This is a genomic window from Pseudoalteromonas sp. G4 (assembly GCF_028875915.1).
Classification (GTDB): domain Bacteria; phylum Pseudomonadota; class Gammaproteobacteria; order Enterobacterales; family Alteromonadaceae; genus Pseudoalteromonas.
Window position 1 is genome coordinate 1 of the sequence record NZ_JAPEHW010000026.1, and the last position, 18,361, is coordinate 18,361.

Genomic DNA, 18,361 nt, shown 5'->3' on the forward strand with positions numbered 1-18,361 from the left:
TATCGCCTGACTTACATAGAATAACTATGCTACGCAGCCTCTGCCTTGTATAAAAGCCAATCAAACTGCTGCAAAAACGAACTTGAAAGATCAACAGACCCTATTAGCAGTGGCAAGCTTTTTTGAACACCAAAATTTACCCCAGAAGTCATCACCATAATATTGTTAGGGCCCGGTGTAACCGATGATGAAATTGCAAAAAGCGTCACTGCCAGCAAGTAATCCATGTAAATTCCTTAAAATGACTTTGCGTGAGTTAAGCGTGCATTTTGTTCACGAGTACGCAAATATAAATAAAGTGGTAAACCACATGACACGCCCACGCATAATGTGCCCACAAGCGCTAAGTACCAATACGCAACTTTATTTGTTTTTGCATCGACAATAATAAACACAATTAAGGTCATTGCGGCAATTAACACATCAAGCCAAGCGAATAGGCTAATGGGATTGGCCGATGCCGCTTCAACAAATAAAGGTATATTTGCGCCATTTTCAATGAGCCAAGGAAGAAACGCACCATAAGGAATAATGCTGCCTAAAAGTGCAGCTGCGAGATAAAAATACTTCATAATATGTTGAACATCCATTTCATGTTTTGTGCGATAACCAATTAGCCAAGGCGTATTTTGCGTTACAGATTAATTTATAGGTTGCCAATGCTCAATTGAACAATTCTTATTCATTTATCGCAAGTTAAAATTTTTTATGAAATCGTGATAATTTTGTGAGATTTCGGTGATGGCATTGAGAACTTTGTTTTTCATAGTGAAAGGGTCAAAAACAACCGAGAACAAATTATGAAGACACAAATCCTTTCACTTTTTGCTACTAGTGCACTTCTTGCAGCTGGCAATGCAAGTGCTGCAGATATAGATGTAAAAATTACTAACTTAACCCAAGGCATTTATTTCACGCCGTTACTTGTTACGGCGCATTCGAACGATGCCATGTTATATAAATTAGGTGAAGCGGCTTCACCTGAACTGCAAGCAATGGCTGAAGGCGGCAGCTTAGATGGGCTTGTAGCTATGGTAAATGGTATTGGTGCAGATACCATGGCAAACCCAGCGGGTGGTTTACTTGCCCCTGCCATGAGTACCATGACCAACTTAATGACAGCTGACGGCAATACCCAATTATCAATAGTCGGTATGATGCTGCCAACCAATGATGGCTTTGTTGGCCTAAACAGTTGGAGTATTCCAAGCGAAGTGGGTACTTACACCATTTATTTAAATGCCTATGATGCGGGCACAGAAGCCAATAATGAGTTAGTAAAAAATGGATCTGGCGCACCGGGTGAACTTGGTATTCCGGCGTCTCCTGGGGTTGCTCCTGGCGAAAATGGCACAGGTGTTACCACTAGCGAAGAGAATAAAATGATCCATGTTCACCGCGGCAACCTTGGCGATGACAATGCTTCTGGTGGTAGTAGTGACTTACATAACACAGTTCACCGCTGGTTAAACCCAGTTGCGAAAGTAACAGTCACTGTGAAGTAATTGGGGGTCATTATGAGACTTAGTAAAATTTTGATCCCAGCAGCATGTTTAGCACTTGTTGCCTGTGGGGACGACGATAACGACAAAATGACGGTTGAGCCACCAGTAGTCACGCCGCCAACCACAATGACCTATGAATTTATGGTAACCGCCGTGAATTTAACGCAGGCACAACCCATGTCGCCGCTAGGCAGTGCGTTACATACCTCTGGTCAATTTTGGCAAATTGGTGAAATGGCATCTGAGCCACTCGAAGTACTGGCAGAATCCGGTGATAACTCGGGACTTTTGGCTTTAGATGTAGTGAATGCAAGCACATCAAGTGACGCAGTATTAATGCCGGGGCAAAAAGTTGAGCTGATGCTCACAAGCGAGATGCTGGAAGGCCAAAAATTATCATTAATTTCGATGATGGTGAATACAAATGATGGCTTTACCGGTCTTAATGCCATAGATGTTTCTTCAATGAGTGTAGGGGATATGCAGTACTATAAAACCTTTGCTTATGATGCGGGCACAGAAGCTAACTCTGAAGCTCCAGGTACCATACCGGGGCCAGCTGATGGAGGTGAAGGCTTTAACAGTGCACGCGAAGAAATAAATAAAGTTGCGATGCATCCTGGGATTGTTGGACAAGATGATGGACTGAATACTTCGGTTTTAACCAGTCTTCACAAATTCGACAACCCGCTATTGGCTGTCACCGTAACACGCGTTAAATAGGCCGGCGATTTGTTTTACACCTTAGCAAGGCGTGTGAAAACACCCACATTGTATTTGCACGCCAACTAAGGATTGCCTTGTTGTTGTCATCGTCGGCCTATCTTATTTCTATAATAAGCAGAGGTGTGATGATGCAACACTCGGTACTGATTGTTGAAGATGATCAAGATATTGCGGGGTTACTGCAAGTTCATTTAAATGAACTTAACTTGCATGTCGATCATGTTACAACTGGTGAAGCGGCACTGGCCCAATTAGCAAAACAAGATTATCAAATTATCTTACTGGATATAATGTTACCCACAGTAGACGGGCTAACCTTATGCCGCGAAATTAAAACCAAAATGCCCGAGGTGAGCGTGGTACTACTCACATCTAAAAGCAGTGAAATGGATCGTATTATCGGCCTAGAAATGGGTGCAGACGACTATATTTGCAAACCGTTTAGTTATCGTGAATTTCAAGCGCGTATCAAAACGCAAATTAGGCACATCCGCTTATTGCAGCAAAGCCAAGTACAGAGCATGCAAAACATCGAGCAGCCGCAGATTCTTAACTTTGGTGCACTACACATCGACCCCTTTAGCCATGAAGTGCGTTTTCAAGGGGAAGATTTACCGCTTACCGCAACCGAGTTCGACTTAATGGTGTTTTTTGCAAAACACCCAAATCAAGTGTTTTCAAGAAGCCAATTATTAGAGTCAGTTTGGGGTTACGACCATAGTGGCTATGAACATACTGTTAACTCACATATCAATCGGCTGCGAGGCAAGCTCGAAAAGCATGCGAAGCAACATGTGATTGAAACGGTTTGGGGCGTTGGTTACAAACTCAATGCTAAGTCTTTGGCTGTTGCTGCACTATGAAAAACTCGCTTTATACTAAGCTCTCACTTACATTAGCGAGCATATTTATTCTTACTGCCAGCCTTTTTTTATGGTGGACACAAAGCGTATCGCAAGTAAGTCGTGCACAGGCAGAGCAAGCGCTGCACTTGGGTTTGGCCGAACATTTAGCCAATGATAATCCACTGCTAAAACAAGGAGTATACGACTACAAGGCATTAGAGAATCTATTCCACACCTTAATGGTACTTGGCCCTGCGTTTGAGTTTTATTTTGTTGACCCAAGTGGAAAGTTACTGACGTTTTCAGCCAAACCAGGGCAAGTTAAACGCCAGTTTATCGATTTAGCGCCACTTGTTACCTTAATTGAAGATCAATCTAATTTACCCATTTACGGTGATGATCCGCGCAATTTTGACCACAAAAAGATTTTTTCAGTGGCCCCTGTGTATAATGGCGATACCCTACAAGGTTACTTGTACGTGATTATTGGCTCGTCTATTTATGACTCTATATTTGCGTCGATTAAAAGCTCAGAGCAAATTTTAGTAAGCAGTATCTGGTTAGTATTAGGTTTAGGGTTTTTGCTGATTAGCATGCTGGTGGTATTTCGCACTATTACTAAACCACTTAGAACCTTGAGTAGTTTTATTCAAAAAGTGGATAAAACCGAATTTGATATTTCGGAACTGCCTTTATTAGATTGGCCAAAGCGCCATAATGAAATTCATCAATTAGGTGCGGCGGTCAATCGCATGCTTATCACCATCAATCAGCAAATGATGCAGCTTACAGCACTTGATGAGCAGCGCCGAGAACTACTTGCACATTTATCTCACGATTTACGCACGCCACTTGCCTCACTGCAAGGCTATTTAGAGTTACTCAATAAAGAAACGCCCAATGCTAATGAAAAAGCTGCACATTATTTAAATGTAACGCTTAAAAATTGCGGCCAATTAAAAGCCTTGATCGATCAAATTTTTGAACTCGCTCATCTTGAATCCGGCCAAACCAATATTAATCTGGAAGTATTCAACTTAGGTGAGCTGATTTACGATGTGATGGCAAAATTCGCCCTACGCGCTGAAAAAGCAGGCATTCAATTACAAGTGCATCCAAAAGAATGCGATTTTAGTGTTTATTCAGATATTGCAAAGTTAGAGCGCATTTTAACCAATCTAATCGAAAATGCGCTGCGTCATACTAATCAAGAAGGAACGATTAGTATCAAGGTCGTTTTAGAGTCACAGCAATACAAAATTGTTGTTGCCGATACCGGCGTGGGTATTAGCGGCGAAGATTTACCCTATATTTTTGAAGCGCGATACCGTGCAAGTAACAGCCTAGGCTGTAAAAAGTCCCATGCAGGGCTAGGGCTTGCAATAACAAACCGTTTAATTCAGCTGATTAAATCCGACATAAAAGTAAAAAGTGAACTTGGCAAAGGTACTGAATTCGCGTTTACCTTACGCCCTTCCAAACCAGTTTAATGTTCATTTGGTACTAGTGGAACACGGATGTTCGCTATTTTTAATTATTTGAACATTTTCTCAATAAGCCTTAGTCTGTAAGGCATACATAAGGGACTGCCTTATCCATTGAATGTTTAATGTTAAAAGATGTATACCTGCTATGACCTCTCACCGCGGCTTTACCTTAATTGAATTGATTTTAGTGATTGTTGTGCTCGGCGTGTTAGCCGTTGTTGCTGCGCCTAAATTCCTTTCACTTAATCGCGATGCAAACATCGCCACCCTTAAACAAGTGGCTGCTGGGTTAGATCAGCTTACCGATGGCATTTACGCTAAAGCAGTGATGCAACATAAACATAAAGTTAGCAATGAATCCGTTATTATTAATGGGGTTACCGTTAATACTTATTTTGGTGCGCCGCAAGAAATCTGGAATAACGCGTTGGGCGATTTAATGGACGGAGATTTCAGTTATGTGGGCAATGGGTATTTTGATTTAGGTGCAAGTTTAGTTGCGAGCTATAACTGCCAAGAGCGCTTATGTGCGATAGATCAAACCCCGGCATCTTATGTAAATAGCAGTATTCAGGGATGGGGCTTATTTATTTTCCCTAAAGGTTACAGCCTACAAGACGAATGCTATGCCTATTACGCTTTTGCTGAAAATGGCAGCCAAGTTACCAGTAAAGTAGCCTCTACTGTTGATACTGGCTGCTAATTTTATAGCTTATTTGTGAAAACTTCCTCCTATTTAGCATGATTTTATGACGGGGTTAAAGTGTTTAATTAAGCGCTAATGGATTAAACGCGGCTGAACTATTTCAATCAGGTACACGTATAGATATCTCATAGTTTGCAATACGTTCGGTTTGAAATAGTGCTTAAAACTCTTTATTGGTTTACCCATGATTTACGCTTAAGTGATAACGCTGCGCTTGAATATGCGCTGAAAAACAGTGAACAAATCGCTTTTGTTTATGTGCTTGACCCCAGTACAAAAATTGCCAATAACTATCACAGCCAACTGCTTGGCGATCATCAAACGCGATTTATCTTAAATGCCTTACAAGAACTTGCCGATGAACTTAATGCCATTGGGCATCAGCTGATTGTGTTAGAGGGCAAGCCGCAAGCTGTTGTAAGTGAGTTTATAGAAGCTCATGCGATTACTGAGCTGGTGGTTGCAGAGCAAGTGGGTGAATACGAAAGACGACAAGTACTTCACTTAAAAAACACATTTCCTAAAGTGAATGTTGTGCAGTTTTGGCAACACACACTATTCACACAGCATCAAATTGACAAGCTTGATTGTATGTCGGGTAGTTTTAGTAAATTTCGCAACAAAGTTGAAAAAAGTTCTTTAGACGTTGCTAAACCAACACCATCAGAAAGCACACTTTTGCCCGAACACTTACCTAAGCCAACCAAAATTGAAAACAACTTTGTTTTATTGAAATGGTTTGAAAGCATCGATACATCCTATTTATTGCCAAATGAAATGCCGTTTTTTGCAGGGGAACACGCGGGTAAATATCACTTGGTGAGTTACTTAAACAGCGGCGCGGCAAAAACATACAAAGAAACCCGCAATGAACTTGATGGCTGGCACAACTCGACAAAATTTAGCCCTTATTTAGCGATAGGTAATTTATCGCCAAGGCAAATTTGGCATGCGGTATTACAATATGAACATTCAGATGGCGCCAACGAATCAACGTATTGGATTAAGTTTGAACTGTTATGGCGTGAGTACTTTCAGTGGCTAAGTGTAAAATTAGGCGAGCGCCTTTTCGCGTTTTCAGGCCTCAGTGATACAAAACCACTCACTAGCTTTTTTGCTGAGCGATATCAAAAATGGTGCAGTGGTAATACACCTTACCCATTAGTTAATGCGCTTATGAAGCAACTTAATGCGACCGGCTATATGTCAAATCGTGGCAGGCTAATTGCGGCAAGTTGTTTTGTAAATGAGTTACAGCTTGATTGGCGCTATGGTGCTGCTTACTTTCAACAACAGCTTATTGATTTTGATGTGGCATCAAATTGGGGTAATTGGCAGTACATTGCAGGCGTTGGTGTTGATCCGCGCGGCGGGCGGCATTTCAATATAGAAAAGCAAACCGAGTTGTTTGATGCAAACGGCGTGTTTATTAGAAAGTGGCAAGGCTCAGCGGTTGGCTCACAGCTTGATGCCAATGATGCCGCAGATTGGCCAATCTTAAGCGATGTAACTTAAATGAGCATTGCAGTTGTTTGGTTAAAACGTGATCTTCGCTTGTCTGATCACGCCCCACTGCTTGAAGCAGCAAAAACAGGGCTACCGATATTATTGGTGTACTGTTTTGAAGACATGTTGCTTGACGATGCGCACTATTCTGAGCGCCATTGGCGCTTTGTCTCGCAGTCATTGCGCGATATGGCAAACAAGTTGCCAGCAGGCGCTTTGTATGTCGCAAAGGGTGATGCTCTAGCGGTATTTCAGGCGCTTAGTCTTAAATACGGTATTTCGCAGGTGTTTTCTCATCAAGAAATTGGCCTTGATAACACCTTTGCGCGCGATAAAGCGTTTGCTACTTGGTGTAAAAGCAATCAAATAATATGGCATGAAACCCCTTTAGGGGCGGTGCAACGGGGATTAACTCATCGCACTCATTGGGATGAAAACTGGCAGCGGGTAATGCGCGCGCCTTGTTTGAATCTTGATTTAAACAAGGTTAACTGGTTTAAAAATAATGAGTTTGAATGCCAGTTGCCACACTTTGAAACACGCTTTCAAAATATTCAGGGGCAGTTTCAAAATGGCGGCGAAAGCGAAGCATTTAATGTGCTTAATGATTTTTTTACCGCTCGCGGTAAAGAGTATGCATTTACCCTTTCAAGCCCAAGTTTAAGTCAAATTCATTGCTCGCGATTATCGCCGTATTTGGCGTGGGGCAATATTAGTTTACGCCAAGTGTATCAAACGGTACTCAGTCACTGGCAAGTTCCCGGCTGGCGACGCAGCCTTGTTGCTTTTACATCGCGACTTCATTGGCATTGTCACTTTATTCAGAAATTTGAAAGCGAATGCGAAATGGAATTTCGCCACGTTAACAAAGGGTATGACGACTTACCTCGGGTCACAGGTGATTTAGCAGAGCAAAGATTACATGCTTGGAAAACGGGGCAAACTGGCATTCCCATGGTTGATGCCTGTATGCGCTGCCTAATTGAAACTGGTTACATAAATTTTCGCATGCGCGCTATGTTAGTGAGTTTTTTGTGTCATCACTTAGAGCTTGATTGGCGTGCAGGTGTAGCGCATCTTGCCAGTTTATTTTTAGATTTTGAGCCAGGTATTCATTACAGCCAGTTTCAAATGCAAGCGGGTGTGACTGGCATTAATACCATTCGAATTTATAGCCCCGTAAAACAAGGGGAAGAAAAAGACGAAAAGGGCGACTTTGTTAGAAAGTGGGTGCCTGAACTTCGCGAAGTACCTGCACCATTGATCCACAGCCCATGGCAGCTATCACAAATGGAACAATTGATGTATGGCTTTACATTGGGAGAAGATTATCCTAAGCCGATTGTTGATGTAAAACAAAGCTATAAAGATGCACAAGCGTTACTTTGGTTATGGCGTAAAAAGCCAAAAGTTGTTGTTGAAAGTAAGCGTTTACTTAGTCGCCATGTAAGGCCAAGTTAGTGAAGAAATCAGAACTACCTACAAAAATTTGCCAAGTGTGTGAACGCCCTTTTACATGGCGTAAAAAGTGGCAGCGAGATTGGCACAACGTAAAATACTGCTCAAAACGCTGTGTGGGTAATCGACAAAAAGGAAAGAATAATGACCAGTGAGCTTCGTTTAATTTTGGGCGATCAGCTTAATGCACAGCATTCTTGGTTTAAGGAAAAGTCGCGCAATGTGACGTATGTGATTGCCGAGCTACATCAAGAAGCGAGTTACACCACCCATCATATTCAAAAAATATCGGCGTTTTTTGCGGCAATGCAGGCATTTGCTAGCGCATTAGAAAAAGCTGGCCATAATGTGATTTACTTAACCTTAGACGACACACAAAAGTACGCTGATTTACCCGACTTATTAAATCATTTGATTAAACAGCACAGTATTCATACCTTTTGCTATCAATTGCCCGATGAGTACCGTTTACGCGCCCAGCTAACTGATTACTGTAAAAGCCTTGCTATCGATTACAAGGTATTTGATACCGAGCATTTTTATTTGGCTGATAATCAATTAGCTAGTTATTTCAAGCAAGGTAAAAAACACCGGCTAGAGCATTTTTATCGCAAAATGCGCGTGGAATTTAATGTATTAATGAATGGTGATGAACCACTTACAGGGCAGTGGAATTTCGATAGTCAAAACCGCAATAAGTTAAAAGCCTCTGATCTTGCCGATATCCCTGAGCCACTAGTATTTGCTAATGATGTCAGTGACATTCTGGCGCGCATTGAAAGACATGGCATTAAAACCATGGGTAAAGCAGACAAACAATTGCTATGGCCAATTAATCGCAGCCAAGCAAATCAACTATTAGCCTTTTTTTGCAAATACTTATTACCGAAGTTTGGTCAATTTCAAGATGCAATGACAGGCAAACTTATTGAGTTTGGTGAGGATAAAGGCTGGAATTTATATCATTCACGGTTATCGTTTGCCATTAATGCAAAAATGATAAGCCCCCATAGCGTTGTGAATGCTGCCATAGAGACCTTTGAACAAAATGACGACATAGATATTGCCCAAGTAGAAGGCTTTGTAAGGCAAATTTTAGGCTGGCGTGAATTTGTGCGCGGTATTTATTGGGCCAATATGCCTAATTACGCATCGCTCAATGCCCTTGATGCTAACTTACCACTGCCAAGTTGGTTTTGGAGTGGAAACACCAAAATGCGCTGCCTGTCTCATGCGATTACACAATCACTTGATTTTGCCTACGCTCACCATATTCAACGCTTAATGGTAACAGGTAATTTTTGTTTAATTGCGGGTATTCACCCTGATGAGGTTGATGACTGGTATTTAGGCATTTACATCGACGCCCTTGAGTGGGTAGAAATGCCAAATACGCGGGGGATGAGCCAGTTTGCCGATGGCGGTATTGTTGGTTCAAAAGCCTATGCGGCAAGTGGTAATTACATTAAAAAAATGAGCGATTATTGCAGTGATTGCCATTATAAAGTCGCAAACACAGTGGGTGATGATGCTTGCCCGCTTAATTCTCTTTATTGGCAGTTTATGGATAAACATAAAGACAGCTTTACTAATAATCCACGCACTAAAATGGTGTTAAGTAACTGGCTTAAGAAAGCACAAGATGATCGCGACAAGGTGCTTAGTCGCGCGAATTTTTTACTGCAAAATCTTGAAAATTTGTAATCGATAACTTGTGGTTAAGCGTATAGCAAAACAAATGATTTTTAGGCAAATGCAATGATAAAACACATAACTCAAGATGATATTAAAGCGATGGAACAGCGCGAACGCGCTCGGTTAATTAATAGTTTATCAGGCTTTAAAAGTGCGAATTTAATTGGTAGCCAAAATGCATCTGGCATAACAAATCTGGCGATCGTCAGTTCAGTATTTCATTTAGGTGCAGATCCTGCGTTAATTGGTATGATCATCCGCCCAGATACTGTTCCTAGAGACACATTAAGCAATATTAAAGCTACGGGTGTCTACACCATAAATCACGTAAATTCTCTTATTTGGCAACAAGCCCATCAAACATCAGCGCGTTATGAAGAAAGTGAATCTGAGTTTGAAAAAGTAGCGTTGACGGAGCAATTTGAGAAAGGCATAGATGCGCCATTTGTTGGTGAATCGCAAGCCAAATTTGCCCTTAAATTACGCGAAATTAAACCGCTTGAAATTAACGGCACAGTATTAGTTATTGGGGAAATAACCCATATTATTGTGCCACAAATGGCGCTTGCAAAAGATGGTTTTATTGATATTGAAGCGCTTGATACAGTGGCGATTTCAGGTCTTGATAGCTATCACACAACCGATCGGCTAGGGCGATTAAGTTATGCTAAGCCTAATACAAAGCCACAGTTATTGAACATTGAAGGTGACGTTTGCTAATCACGTTGGTTTAACCGATTCCATAAAAAAGCCCTACTTAAAAAGAGTAGGGCTTTTGCTTTTAAGGAAATAATAATTAGAACACTAGGTCCACACCAAAGGTCACTAAGTCGGCGTCGTTGTTGCTTAAATCATCTTCAAAGTGGGTAAATTCCACTTTAAATGCTGCTGATGGGTGGAAGTCATATCGTACGGTAAACGAATATGCATTCGATTTAGCAGCTTGTGATGCGAGCGCTAAGTTAGTGGCATCTTGCAAATACAATGGTGGGTTTGTGCCAGGGGCAACAACAGGTATTTGTACACCGCCAGGGCCTGTTATGCTGCGTGGTACTTGGTTAAATTGATCGTTTGAATTTTCATCATCGTTGCCTTCATACGTTGCACTTAATGTGACTGAATCCATGCGATAACCAAGCGATACATAATATTGTGTTTGCTTGGCTAAAATGCTGTTATCAATCTCAAATTGCGTGTATTCAGCGTCGAATAGAATATCGTTGTAATCAATTCCAATACCGATTGCTGCAAAATAAGCGTCGTCTTCTTCAATAGCTAAATTACTATACTGTTCGTTTAAGCCATAGGCTTGCAAGCCATTGAAGAGCCCTGTTAGCTCATTACTACCACTCACATCAATCGTTGCTTCAGAGATAAAATAAGCAACCCGTCCAGTTAGCCAGCCGTTTGATAAACTCCAGTTAATACCAATTGTGTCTTTAAGTTCAGCAGCGTCGGAATAGGTAACTGCGGTAATATCTGTATCAACCGCGCCTACCATCAGCTGTAAGCTGCTATCAAGTTCACCTATGGTTGAGTTATGCAAATAGCTTAACCCTTCATAGGTCGAAAACGACAAGTTATAAACCGATTGGGGAGGTCTTACCCAGCGGTAGGCGTAACCTACGTCAAGAAAATCAGAGTAACGATAAAATGGAATTCGCATTTTACCGGCACTGAGTTGTGAATTTTCAGATACTTCATAGGTTAAATATGCCCACTCAAACTCGGCATTAAAATCATCACTGCCTCGGGCTAACAGCTGTGCGGTTGCAGATAGCCCATCCATTACATCGGCGCTCACTTGTACCGCAAACAAACTGTCGTTTTGCCAGTCTAGTTCATCTGAGTAATTGTATAAGGCATCATCACTACCAAGGGTTTGCCCACCGTAGATAGAGGCAAAACCATTAACTCGGATATCTGCATAGCTTGATGTTGCAAATCCTGTTAGTAGTAATGAAGCAATTAAATAACGTTTTTTCATAGTAACTCCACTTTAATTAGAAGGATTGAACAACCTTTACGCTGCCATCGGCGCTGCCTTTTGAAACAAAACCAATTAAATTTGGATTTTTAGATACTAAGCTCACTACTTCGGCATCATTTGCAGCTTCTTCCGGAGGGGTGCCTTTGCCGGTAAAAACCAATTTTGACCAATAAGCCTTTAATTGGCTTGACGATTTGCTAAGTACATTTTGGTTAAACTCATCGGTAACAGGGTTGCCATCTGCCTGAGTGATAGGTAAAGCTTTAGAGCCATCGGCAAACGATTTGGCTTTGCCGGTAAAAATTTTCTTGATATCTCCCGCGTCAATTGCATTTGCATTTGATGGGTGAACAATAACATCTACTGCAGCGCTTAATGAGCAAGATGTAAACAGAACAAGTGTTAAAATAATTAAATTTTTCATTATATTATCCTCAATTAAAATACCATATCAACGCCGATAGTAATGGCCTTGCTATCACCAGCTACAGCCAATTCATACGAGTTGTCTTCGACCTCATCGTATTGAATTTTAAACGCTGCGTTTGAGTGGAAGTCCCAACGAATACCAAATGATGTGGTGTTGTGATCTTCGCCATCATCACCATCTTTTTGATCGAAGGTAGAATAAGAGACAAATGGGGTGAACGAATCGATACGGTAGCCTAATGTCAGCATCGCGGTATCTAAATTACCATCAAGATCGAGACGGTTGAGTTCGCTTAATACAAAAAAGTTACCAAAATCAGCATTGACCGCTAAGCCATAAAAGTTGCCATCGCGCTCATCTTTACCGTTCCATGTTGATGGTTCGCCACCGATATAACGTTGGTTGGTATAGCTCATAGCTGTTGCGCGAATTTCTAACCAGTCATTACTGGTTTGAATTACGCCGCCGATAATGTCTTTCCAAATTTCACGGGTCGGTTCACCAAAGAAAAACTCTGAGAGTAGCTTATTTTCTTTGTCGTCCTCGCGACCAAAATAAATATTACCGGATAATGACCAATCACCTATCGAGCCAGTGTAAAGAGCATTTACCCCGTTATAATTGAAGATTTGCCATGTATAGTTATCTGCTGGCGCACGCATCCATACGTAGGCGTAACCTACGTCGTAAAAATCAGAGTAGTAAAACAGAGGTAAGCGTTTTTTACCTGCTTGCACTGTCCAATTTTCATTGATTTCATACGATAAATAGGCCCACTCAAACTCCGCATTAAAGTCATCTGCGCCACGGGCAACAATTTGAGCCGTTGCGCTTAACCCCTCACTTACATCCGCAGTGACTTGCAAGCCAAATAAAGATTCGGGTTTAAACGTGATGTCTTCGTTATATACGCTCACAATGGGATAGTCAGCGAGAAAGGTTGGTTCATTAATACCGTAGTGAGGAACACCTGTGCCACTAAGTACTTTGCCTGCATTTATGCTAGTAAAACCAGATATATTAACATCTGAAAAGCTTGGAAAAGCCGCAAAACACAATGCACAACCTAATAAAACTTTATTGTTCATAACTGTTTCCTAAATTGCTTAATTTGCGTTATTAGCGAAGTAAGTATAGTTAATTAAACAGAATTACTAGCAAAAATTGAAAAATAGGCGACAATTTAAATGTTGATGTTTACGAACAAATAATCAGCAAAGTTAATCTACTAGGAATAACAGGCGTGATGAAACTAATAAACAATTTAAGCATAAACAAAAAGATACATTTAATCACAGGGTTAACAGTTATTTTGCTGCTTGCAATTTTGGCTGTCAGCCGAAGTACAATGGTAGATAACGAAAAATCAATTAACGAAATCTCTTCCGTTAGTTATGAAGTAGTTAAGTATGCCACTGCCAATAAATATCTTGTTCAAAAATTAGATGAACTTTACACCCAATCAGTTACCTTTGGTGATGAAGAGCTAATAGGTAAGGCTGATGAAACAGGCAAATTAATTCAACAAAACTTAGATCAGCTTGCAAGGCTCTCTCCTGAGGATGTCAGTAGCCGAGATATGAAACTGTTAGAGGCATACAGCAAAATAGCCAAAGAAATTGCTTCTGGCATGATTGCAGGCACTGCAGATTTTTCTAAAATTCAACAGCAAGCTCAAGAAAAAACAGCAAAATACGAGGAGCTCGTTGGGCATTTTGATGCTTTTCAGAGAAAATCGGATGAACGCTTTCAAGCACTTATTAGTGATACGTTAGAGCGCTCTAGTGATGCACTAGGGGTAACCATTGGCATTATTGCTATTGCCATTATTATATCTACTCTGCTCGCCATCTTTATTGCGCAAGCTATCAGTCAGTCGGCGAAAGATCTCGCTTCGTCTTTAGAGCAGCTTGCCAATGGTGGTGGTAGTTTAAGCAGTAAATTAGAGGTGCGAAGTGATGATGAAATTGGTCAAGTATCGCAAAATTTTAATGGCTTTATTTCACTACTAAAAGAGTCTGTTGAAAATGTGGTTTCGGTTGTAAGTCCTTTAATGGAAAACTCAACGCGTTTGGTGCAGGGCATGGAGCGAGCTGAAAATGCAACAAACCAGCAATCTCATGATGCAGAGATAGTGCGCCAATCAATGGAAGAAATGAAACTGAGTGTGGGTGATATTTCTAATTCTGCTGCAAGTGCAGCGGAAGCTGCGCGAAGTGCAGAAAAAGAAGTTGAAGTGAGTACTAGGCAAATTGAATCATCGGTTACTGAATCAAACGCACTTAGAGATGAAATTGAAGCAGCATCTGGCACCATAGATCAATTAGCGAATGATACCCAGAATGTGGGTCAAATATTAAATGTAATTACTTCTATTGCTGAGCAAACTAACTTACTTGCACTCAATGCAGCCATTGAAGCCGCGCGTGCAGGTGAGCAAGGTCGCGGTTTCGCTGTGGTAGCTGATGAAGTTCGAGAACTAGCTTCACGCACTGCAAAATCTACAAATGAGATACGCGACTTACTTAATGTGTTAACTGCAGCAGCAAATGAGTCAGTAACTGCAATGAACTCAGCAATGGAAAAAGCCAAGTTAAATTCTGAAAATGCCGAAAAAACGGGTGAATCTATTCGTAAAATTGCTGAACAAATATTGGCAATTAATGGTATGAACGCACAAATAGCAACAGCGACAGAAGAGCAAACATCAGTTGCATCTATTGTTGTTGATAATGTGTCAAATATGCATTCATCGTTTGAATCAACACTGAACTCGCTCGAACAAGTTCGCAATGTGGCAACTAATTTACATGATTTATCTGATAAATTACTTGATGCGACATCGCGCTTTAACTTGTAACCGTTACGTTTGAATCTTTGGGTTTAGCACAAAATGGATTTTGTGCTTGTTTTCTTATCTCAATCCAAGCACTTGCAGGTGGGCAAAATAAGCTATAGTTCAAGTTATAAAGAATTAAACTCGTGCTTAAGCAGACCGTACTTTAAATCATTGCACCACTTATCATTAATACGATAGTTATCGCGCAATATTCCTTCTAACTTAAACCCAAGCGCTGTTAATAAACAACTAGATGCTTCATTTCCTTCAGTCACAGTAGCGTTTAATTTATGGTAATTACACTCATTAAAAGCAAACTCCATCATTTTGAGTGTGGATTGTTTAATTTATGGTAATTACACTCATTAAAAGCAAACTCCATCATTTTGAGTGTGGATTCTTTGCCGTAGCCTAAACCGTGAAATTCGGGGTCAATTAAAAAGCCCAGTTCTGCTTGCTGAAATGGTTGCCACTGAGATAAAAAGCCGGTTACGCCAATGGACTTTAAACTCGATTTTTCAATCATCACAAGTGTTAGCCAGCTGTTATGTTCTTTTTGCCAATTTCCCAAGCGTTCATTAAAACGTTGCTTAATTTTCTCATTTGAAGGTAAGTCTGCAACAAAACGCATCACATCGGGTAATTGATGTAAGTGAGCAAAAAAATCAAAATCAGCGAGCGAAAGAGGCCTAAGAAGTAAGCGCGAAGTTTCAAATTCCATTTTAAAGATTTGTTTTATTTTTAAATTCTTCAGTTTAATTGTCTCTGAATGTAAAAGCTAGTTGAGCGTTAGAAGACATTAATCATCACAATTTTACGAAATGCAACATATAAAAATGCTATTTTCTTGTGAGGATGAATACATTCTTTGATTCTATCGGTCTACAATATAAGTGTTGTAAATATGTTTTAAAGGCGCGTTATGCGAACAGTTTTATTCACGGTTATGCTGATAATGCTCACAATGTTTTCGTTTTCAGCATATGGCAAGAATAAATTAACGTATTGTTATGAAAACAAGCCAGTTCTTCCCCACTTTTATGGCTCAGGCCCTAATGTGCCAGTTGAAAACCCTGGTCCCGCAATCGAAATAATGCAACAACTAGAGCGCCTTACACAGCAAGTTGAAATTAGTTATGTTCGTTTCCCTTGGAAGCGTTGCCTTAATGATTTATCACTGGGTAAAGTTGATGCTGTGGTTGGACGTTATCATCCGCTACGAGAGCAAATTGCTCAGTATCCCAAAAAAGAAGATGGAAATTTAGATAATGTACGTAGTTTTTCAATTTCTTCCTCTTGTTTAGTTTATAAAGAGAATGAAATAGTTTGGGATGGAATAAATTTAGTTTTTAAAAAACCTATGAATATGTCGGTGCCAAATGGCTACGGTGTGATAAGTGATATGCAATTAAAGGGGTTTGATATTTATCAAGCACCATCAATAGCCAAAGCACATGAGTTGCTTTTTAAAGGTCGTGTAAATGTATCGCTAAGTAATTGCCAAATGGAAACGTTGCCCAAAGGGTTTATTGAAAATACCATTCCAATAAATGAAAGTACTGGTTACTTAATATTTAGCCATCAATACTATGCGAAGCAACCTAACATAGCCCATAGCTTATGGGATAACTTAGCAAAAATTAATGCGCTAGAGTATTATGAAAAATATTTTAAAATGGCTTTATCGGCGGAACTATCGGGCGCATCAACAGTAGCTGACAAGTAAAAAAAAGCGGGTTTCCCCGCATCAACTTTCCCCAGATAAACTTGTTAGTAATTAGCGTTTTCTCAGCCTTACTTTTTGCCTAAAATGTCTTTTCATCATTAACAAATAGATGATGTGTCTTTGTAACTTCAAGACATTAGCGATTAATTTCTACTTTTTCTTCTTTAAGGTCACGCGATCGTTATTGAGTAGGCTCCCTAGATGTTTGCATTCGCAGCAATCTTTTTGCCAAAGTCCCAATCCAGTAAATAAAAAGGTTGATCTTTAGATTGTTCGTAATTTATTTACTCTCGCTTGAATGTTTCCTCAAACTCAGCATTAGTATTAACTTAGGGTCCCAGCAAGCTTTTGCGCGAGCACAGTGTTCGAAATAATCAACAAAAAAATAACGATACAAAAATTATACAAAAACAGCCTTTAGTGAATGAAAGGCTATTTTTACAAACAAATATAAGCCAAATATGTGATGTTTATTTTATTATGTGTTTATTTGTTACATTTTGTTTTTACAAACAAAAAATATTTTTTGCCCCTTGTTCAAACCTTTTTGAATATCCTTTCGACTCATTATAAAAACAATCTTTATTCAACAGGATTTATTATGGATATGAAAAAAATTGCGACATTAATTATTAGTGCAAGCGTATTAACTGCTTGCGCAATTGCAAATGCAAGCTCAAATGAAACGAGCGTTGAAAAAAATGAACAATTAAAAATCTACGTTTTTGATGGCTGTAAGGAAATTGATGAAATTGCCATGACTCAGACACAAATCGAGGCCTATAACGCAATGAAAGCGGATGAGGTGACACTTAAAGAGCTTGAAAAGCCATTGAAAGAAATGGATAAAACGCTTGCCAAACACGAAGCAGCGCTGGATAACTTGTCTGGTGAAATGGTTATAGAAGAGAATGATGAAGTGATTGTTAATAAAAAGCTGATAAAGCAACATGAGCAAATCGCACAAGAGATGGAATCAGTGGTTCGTAGCCATCAAAAAGATATCGATGCACTTGAACTGCATGCCCGTCAATTCGAAAAAACAGCGCGAAAGTTTGAAAAAGCAATTAAGCCGTCACTAAGCCAATATGGTGAGCATAATATTCAAGTGAGCATTGGCAAAAAGAATCTTGATTGGCAATGTGAAGCTTAACCCTTTTCCAACCCTTTAAGTGCCCCTAATGGGGCTTTTTTTGAGGGGTACCAATATAGGAGTGGGATGAGATGAAACATTGCAATGTATTTCATCACTCTGTTTAAAATCGAATCAACTTTTTCTTTTATTTTTTCTTTAGCTCTCTAAGCCGAATGATTGTGACCTTATCAGTTTGCAAACCTTGCTAGCTGGCCTACCAATGTATTTGTCAATGGGGTTTACAGAGCAAGGCACTTGCTATTTCTTAAAACAAAGTAACTAGGTGTATTTGCCTCAATCCAATTGTATTTAG

General features: G+C 40.1%; 19 protein-coding genes and 1 pseudogene. 13 read left to right on the forward strand and 7 right to left on the reverse strand.

Annotated features, from left to right (window positions below; genetic code table 11):
* Positions 1–98: 98 nt before the first annotated feature.
* A pseudogene (locus ON073_RS09595) lies at positions 99–227 on the reverse strand (LysE family translocator); the annotation flags it as partial.
* A 9-nt stretch (positions 228–236) separates the two neighbouring features.
* The gene (locus tag ON073_RS09600; RefSeq protein ID WP_274761671.1) at positions 237–572 is read right to left on the reverse strand and encodes a DUF2834 domain-containing protein; all 336 of its coding nucleotides are present in this window, start codon (positions 570–572) and stop codon (positions 237–239) included.
* 228 nt (positions 573–800) lie between these two features.
* Between ON073_RS09600 and ON073_RS09605 the strand changes: the two genes are divergently transcribed.
* From ON073_RS09605 to ON073_RS09650, 10 genes are all read left to right on the forward strand, one after another.
* Positions 801–1,505: a spondin domain-containing protein gene (locus ON073_RS09605; protein WP_274761672.1), complete on the forward strand. Its 705-nt coding sequence runs from the start codon at positions 801–803 to the stop codon at positions 1,503–1,505.
* Positions 1,506–1,517: 12 nt separating this feature from the next.
* Complete coding sequence (locus ON073_RS09610) at positions 1,518–2,228, forward strand: spondin domain-containing protein (protein ID WP_274761673.1); 711 nt, start codon at positions 1,518–1,520, stop codon at positions 2,226–2,228.
* A 128-nt stretch (positions 2,229–2,356) separates the two neighbouring features.
* Positions 2,357–3,094, forward strand: coding sequence for a response regulator transcription factor (locus ON073_RS09615; protein ID WP_446728522.1), 738 nt, complete (start codon positions 2,357–2,359; stop codon positions 3,092–3,094).
* Positions 3,091–4,566, forward strand: coding sequence for a sensor histidine kinase (locus ON073_RS09620; RefSeq protein ID WP_274761674.1), 1,476 nt, complete (start codon positions 3,091–3,093; stop codon positions 4,564–4,566). The genes ON073_RS09615 and ON073_RS09620 overlap by 4 nt, the downstream gene beginning before the upstream one ends.
* A gap of 142 nt (positions 4,567–4,708) precedes the next feature.
* Positions 4,709–5,266 (forward strand): prepilin-type N-terminal cleavage/methylation domain-containing protein, encoded by a 558-nt coding sequence (locus ON073_RS09625; RefSeq protein ID WP_274761675.1) that lies wholly within the window; start codon positions 4,709–4,711, stop codon positions 5,264–5,266.
* A gap of 159 nt (positions 5,267–5,425) precedes the next feature.
* A complete protein-coding gene (locus ON073_RS09630; RefSeq protein WP_274761676.1) occupies positions 5,426–6,784 on the forward strand; it encodes a DASH family cryptochrome in 1,359 nt (452 codons plus the stop codon).
* Entirely contained in the window at positions 6,785–8,236 is a 1,452-nt protein-coding gene (locus ON073_RS09635) for a cryptochrome/deoxyribodipyrimidine photo-lyase family protein (protein ID WP_274761677.1), read from the forward strand.
* A complete protein-coding gene (locus ON073_RS09640) occupies positions 8,236–8,388 on the forward strand; it encodes a DUF2256 domain-containing protein (RefSeq protein WP_274761678.1) in 153 nt (50 codons plus the stop codon). Before ON073_RS09635 ends, ON073_RS09640 begins: the two co-directional genes overlap by 1 nt.
* Entirely contained in the window at positions 8,378–9,937 is a 1,560-nt protein-coding gene (locus ON073_RS09645; protein WP_274761679.1) for a cryptochrome/photolyase family protein, read from the forward strand. The genes ON073_RS09640 and ON073_RS09645 overlap by 11 nt, the downstream gene beginning before the upstream one ends.
* A 54-nt stretch (positions 9,938–9,991) precedes the next feature.
* A complete protein-coding gene (locus tag ON073_RS09650) occupies positions 9,992–10,648 on the forward strand; it encodes a flavin reductase family protein (RefSeq protein ID WP_274761680.1) in 657 nt (218 codons plus the stop codon).
* Positions 10,649–10,724: 76 nt separating this feature from the next.
* On the opposite strand, the gene ON073_RS09655 is transcribed toward ON073_RS09650, so the two are convergent.
* Genes ON073_RS09655 through ON073_RS09665 form a run of 3 tightly spaced genes read right to left on the reverse strand, consistent with a single transcriptional unit; the run spans position 10,725 to position 13,436 of the window.
* The gene (locus tag ON073_RS09655) at positions 10,725–11,915 is read right to left on the reverse strand and encodes a porin (protein WP_274761681.1); all 1,191 of its coding nucleotides are present in this window, start codon (positions 11,913–11,915) and stop codon (positions 10,725–10,727) included.
* A 16-nt stretch (positions 11,916–11,931) separates the two neighbouring features.
* Positions 11,932–12,342: a phosphate ABC transporter substrate-binding protein gene (locus tag ON073_RS09660; RefSeq protein WP_274761682.1), complete on the reverse strand. Its 411-nt coding sequence runs from the start codon at positions 12,340–12,342 to the stop codon at positions 11,932–11,934.
* A gap of 14 nt (positions 12,343–12,356) precedes the next feature.
* Positions 12,357–13,436 (reverse strand): porin, encoded by a 1,080-nt coding sequence (locus tag ON073_RS09665; RefSeq protein WP_274761683.1) that lies wholly within the window; start codon positions 13,434–13,436, stop codon positions 12,357–12,359.
* Positions 13,437–13,594: 158 nt separating this feature from the next.
* Here ON073_RS09665 and ON073_RS09670 point away from each other — a divergent pair, with 158 nt between their 5' ends.
* Positions 13,595–15,208 carry a methyl-accepting chemotaxis protein gene (locus tag ON073_RS09670; protein ID WP_274761710.1) on the forward strand — a complete coding sequence of 538 codons (1,614 nt, stop codon included), beginning with the start codon at positions 13,595–13,597 and terminating at the stop codon, positions 15,206–15,208.
* Positions 15,209–15,312: 104 nt separating this feature from the next.
* Here ON073_RS09670 and ON073_RS09675 read toward each other — a convergent pair whose 3' ends face one another.
* A complete protein-coding gene (locus ON073_RS09675) occupies positions 15,313–15,513 on the reverse strand; it encodes a GNAT family N-acetyltransferase (RefSeq protein WP_342455412.1) in 201 nt (66 codons plus the stop codon).
* The gene (locus ON073_RS09680) at positions 15,510–15,908 is read right to left on the reverse strand and encodes a GNAT family N-acetyltransferase (protein WP_274761684.1); all 399 of its coding nucleotides are present in this window, start codon (positions 15,906–15,908) and stop codon (positions 15,510–15,512) included. The genes ON073_RS09675 and ON073_RS09680 overlap by 4 nt, the downstream gene beginning before the upstream one ends.
* A gap of 201 nt (positions 15,909–16,109) precedes the next feature.
* On the opposite strand from ON073_RS09680, the gene ON073_RS09685 reads away from it, so the two are divergent.
* Positions 16,110–16,913: an amino acid ABC transporter substrate-binding protein gene (locus tag ON073_RS09685; RefSeq protein ID WP_274761685.1), complete on the forward strand. Its 804-nt coding sequence runs from the start codon at positions 16,110–16,112 to the stop codon at positions 16,911–16,913.
* Positions 16,914–17,514: 601 nt separating this feature from the next.
* Positions 17,515–18,066 (forward strand): hypothetical protein, encoded by a 552-nt coding sequence (locus tag ON073_RS09690; RefSeq protein ID WP_274761686.1) that lies wholly within the window; start codon positions 17,515–17,517, stop codon positions 18,064–18,066.
* Positions 18,067–18,361: the final 295 nt, after the last annotated feature.

Excerpts from the sequence above, each read along its gene's own strand:
- ON073_RS09600 (WP_274761671.1), bottom strand. The coding sequence starts at position 572 with ATGAAGTATTTTTATCTCGCAGCTGCACTTTTAGGCAGCATTATTCCT.
- ON073_RS09605 (WP_274761672.1), top strand. The coding sequence starts at position 801 with ATGAAGACACAAATCCTTTCACTTTTTGCTACTAGTGCACTTCTTGCA.
- ON073_RS09610 (WP_274761673.1), top strand. The coding sequence starts at position 1,518 with ATGAGACTTAGTAAAATTTTGATCCCAGCAGCATGTTTAGCACTTGTT.
- ON073_RS09615 (WP_446728522.1), top strand. The coding sequence starts at position 2,357 with ATGATGCAACACTCGGTACTGATTGTTGAAGATGATCAAGATATTGCG.
- ON073_RS09620 (WP_274761674.1), top strand. The coding sequence starts at position 3,091 with ATGAAAAACTCGCTTTATACTAAGCTCTCACTTACATTAGCGAGCATA.
- ON073_RS09625 (WP_274761675.1), top strand. The coding sequence starts at position 4,709 with ATGACCTCTCACCGCGGCTTTACCTTAATTGAATTGATTTTAGTGATT.
- ON073_RS09635 (WP_274761677.1), top strand. The coding sequence starts at position 6,785 with ATGAGCATTGCAGTTGTTTGGTTAAAACGTGATCTTCGCTTGTCTGAT.
- ON073_RS09645 (WP_274761679.1), top strand. The coding sequence starts at position 8,378 with ATGACCAGTGAGCTTCGTTTAATTTTGGGCGATCAGCTTAATGCACAG.
- ON073_RS09650 (WP_274761680.1), top strand. The coding sequence starts at position 9,992 with ATGATAAAACACATAACTCAAGATGATATTAAAGCGATGGAACAGCGC.
- ON073_RS09655 (WP_274761681.1), bottom strand. The coding sequence starts at position 11,915 with ATGAAAAAACGTTATTTAATTGCTTCATTACTACTAACAGGATTTGCA.
- ON073_RS09660 (WP_274761682.1), bottom strand. The coding sequence starts at position 12,342 with ATGAAAAATTTAATTATTTTAACACTTGTTCTGTTTACATCTTGCTCA.
- ON073_RS09665 (WP_274761683.1), bottom strand. The coding sequence starts at position 13,436 with ATGAACAATAAAGTTTTATTAGGTTGTGCATTGTGTTTTGCGGCTTTT.
- ON073_RS09670 (WP_274761710.1), top strand. The coding sequence starts at position 13,595 with ATGAAACTAATAAACAATTTAAGCATAAACAAAAAGATACATTTAATC.
- ON073_RS09675 (WP_342455412.1), bottom strand. The coding sequence starts at position 15,513 with ATGATGGAGTTTGCTTTTAATGAGTGTAATTACCATAAATTAAACGCT.
- ON073_RS09680 (WP_274761684.1), bottom strand. The coding sequence starts at position 15,908 with ATGGAATTTGAAACTTCGCGCTTACTTCTTAGGCCTCTTTCGCTCGCT.
- ON073_RS09685 (WP_274761685.1), top strand. The coding sequence starts at position 16,110 with ATGCGAACAGTTTTATTCACGGTTATGCTGATAATGCTCACAATGTTT.
- ON073_RS09690 (WP_274761686.1), top strand. The coding sequence starts at position 17,515 with ATGGATATGAAAAAAATTGCGACATTAATTATTAGTGCAAGCGTATTA.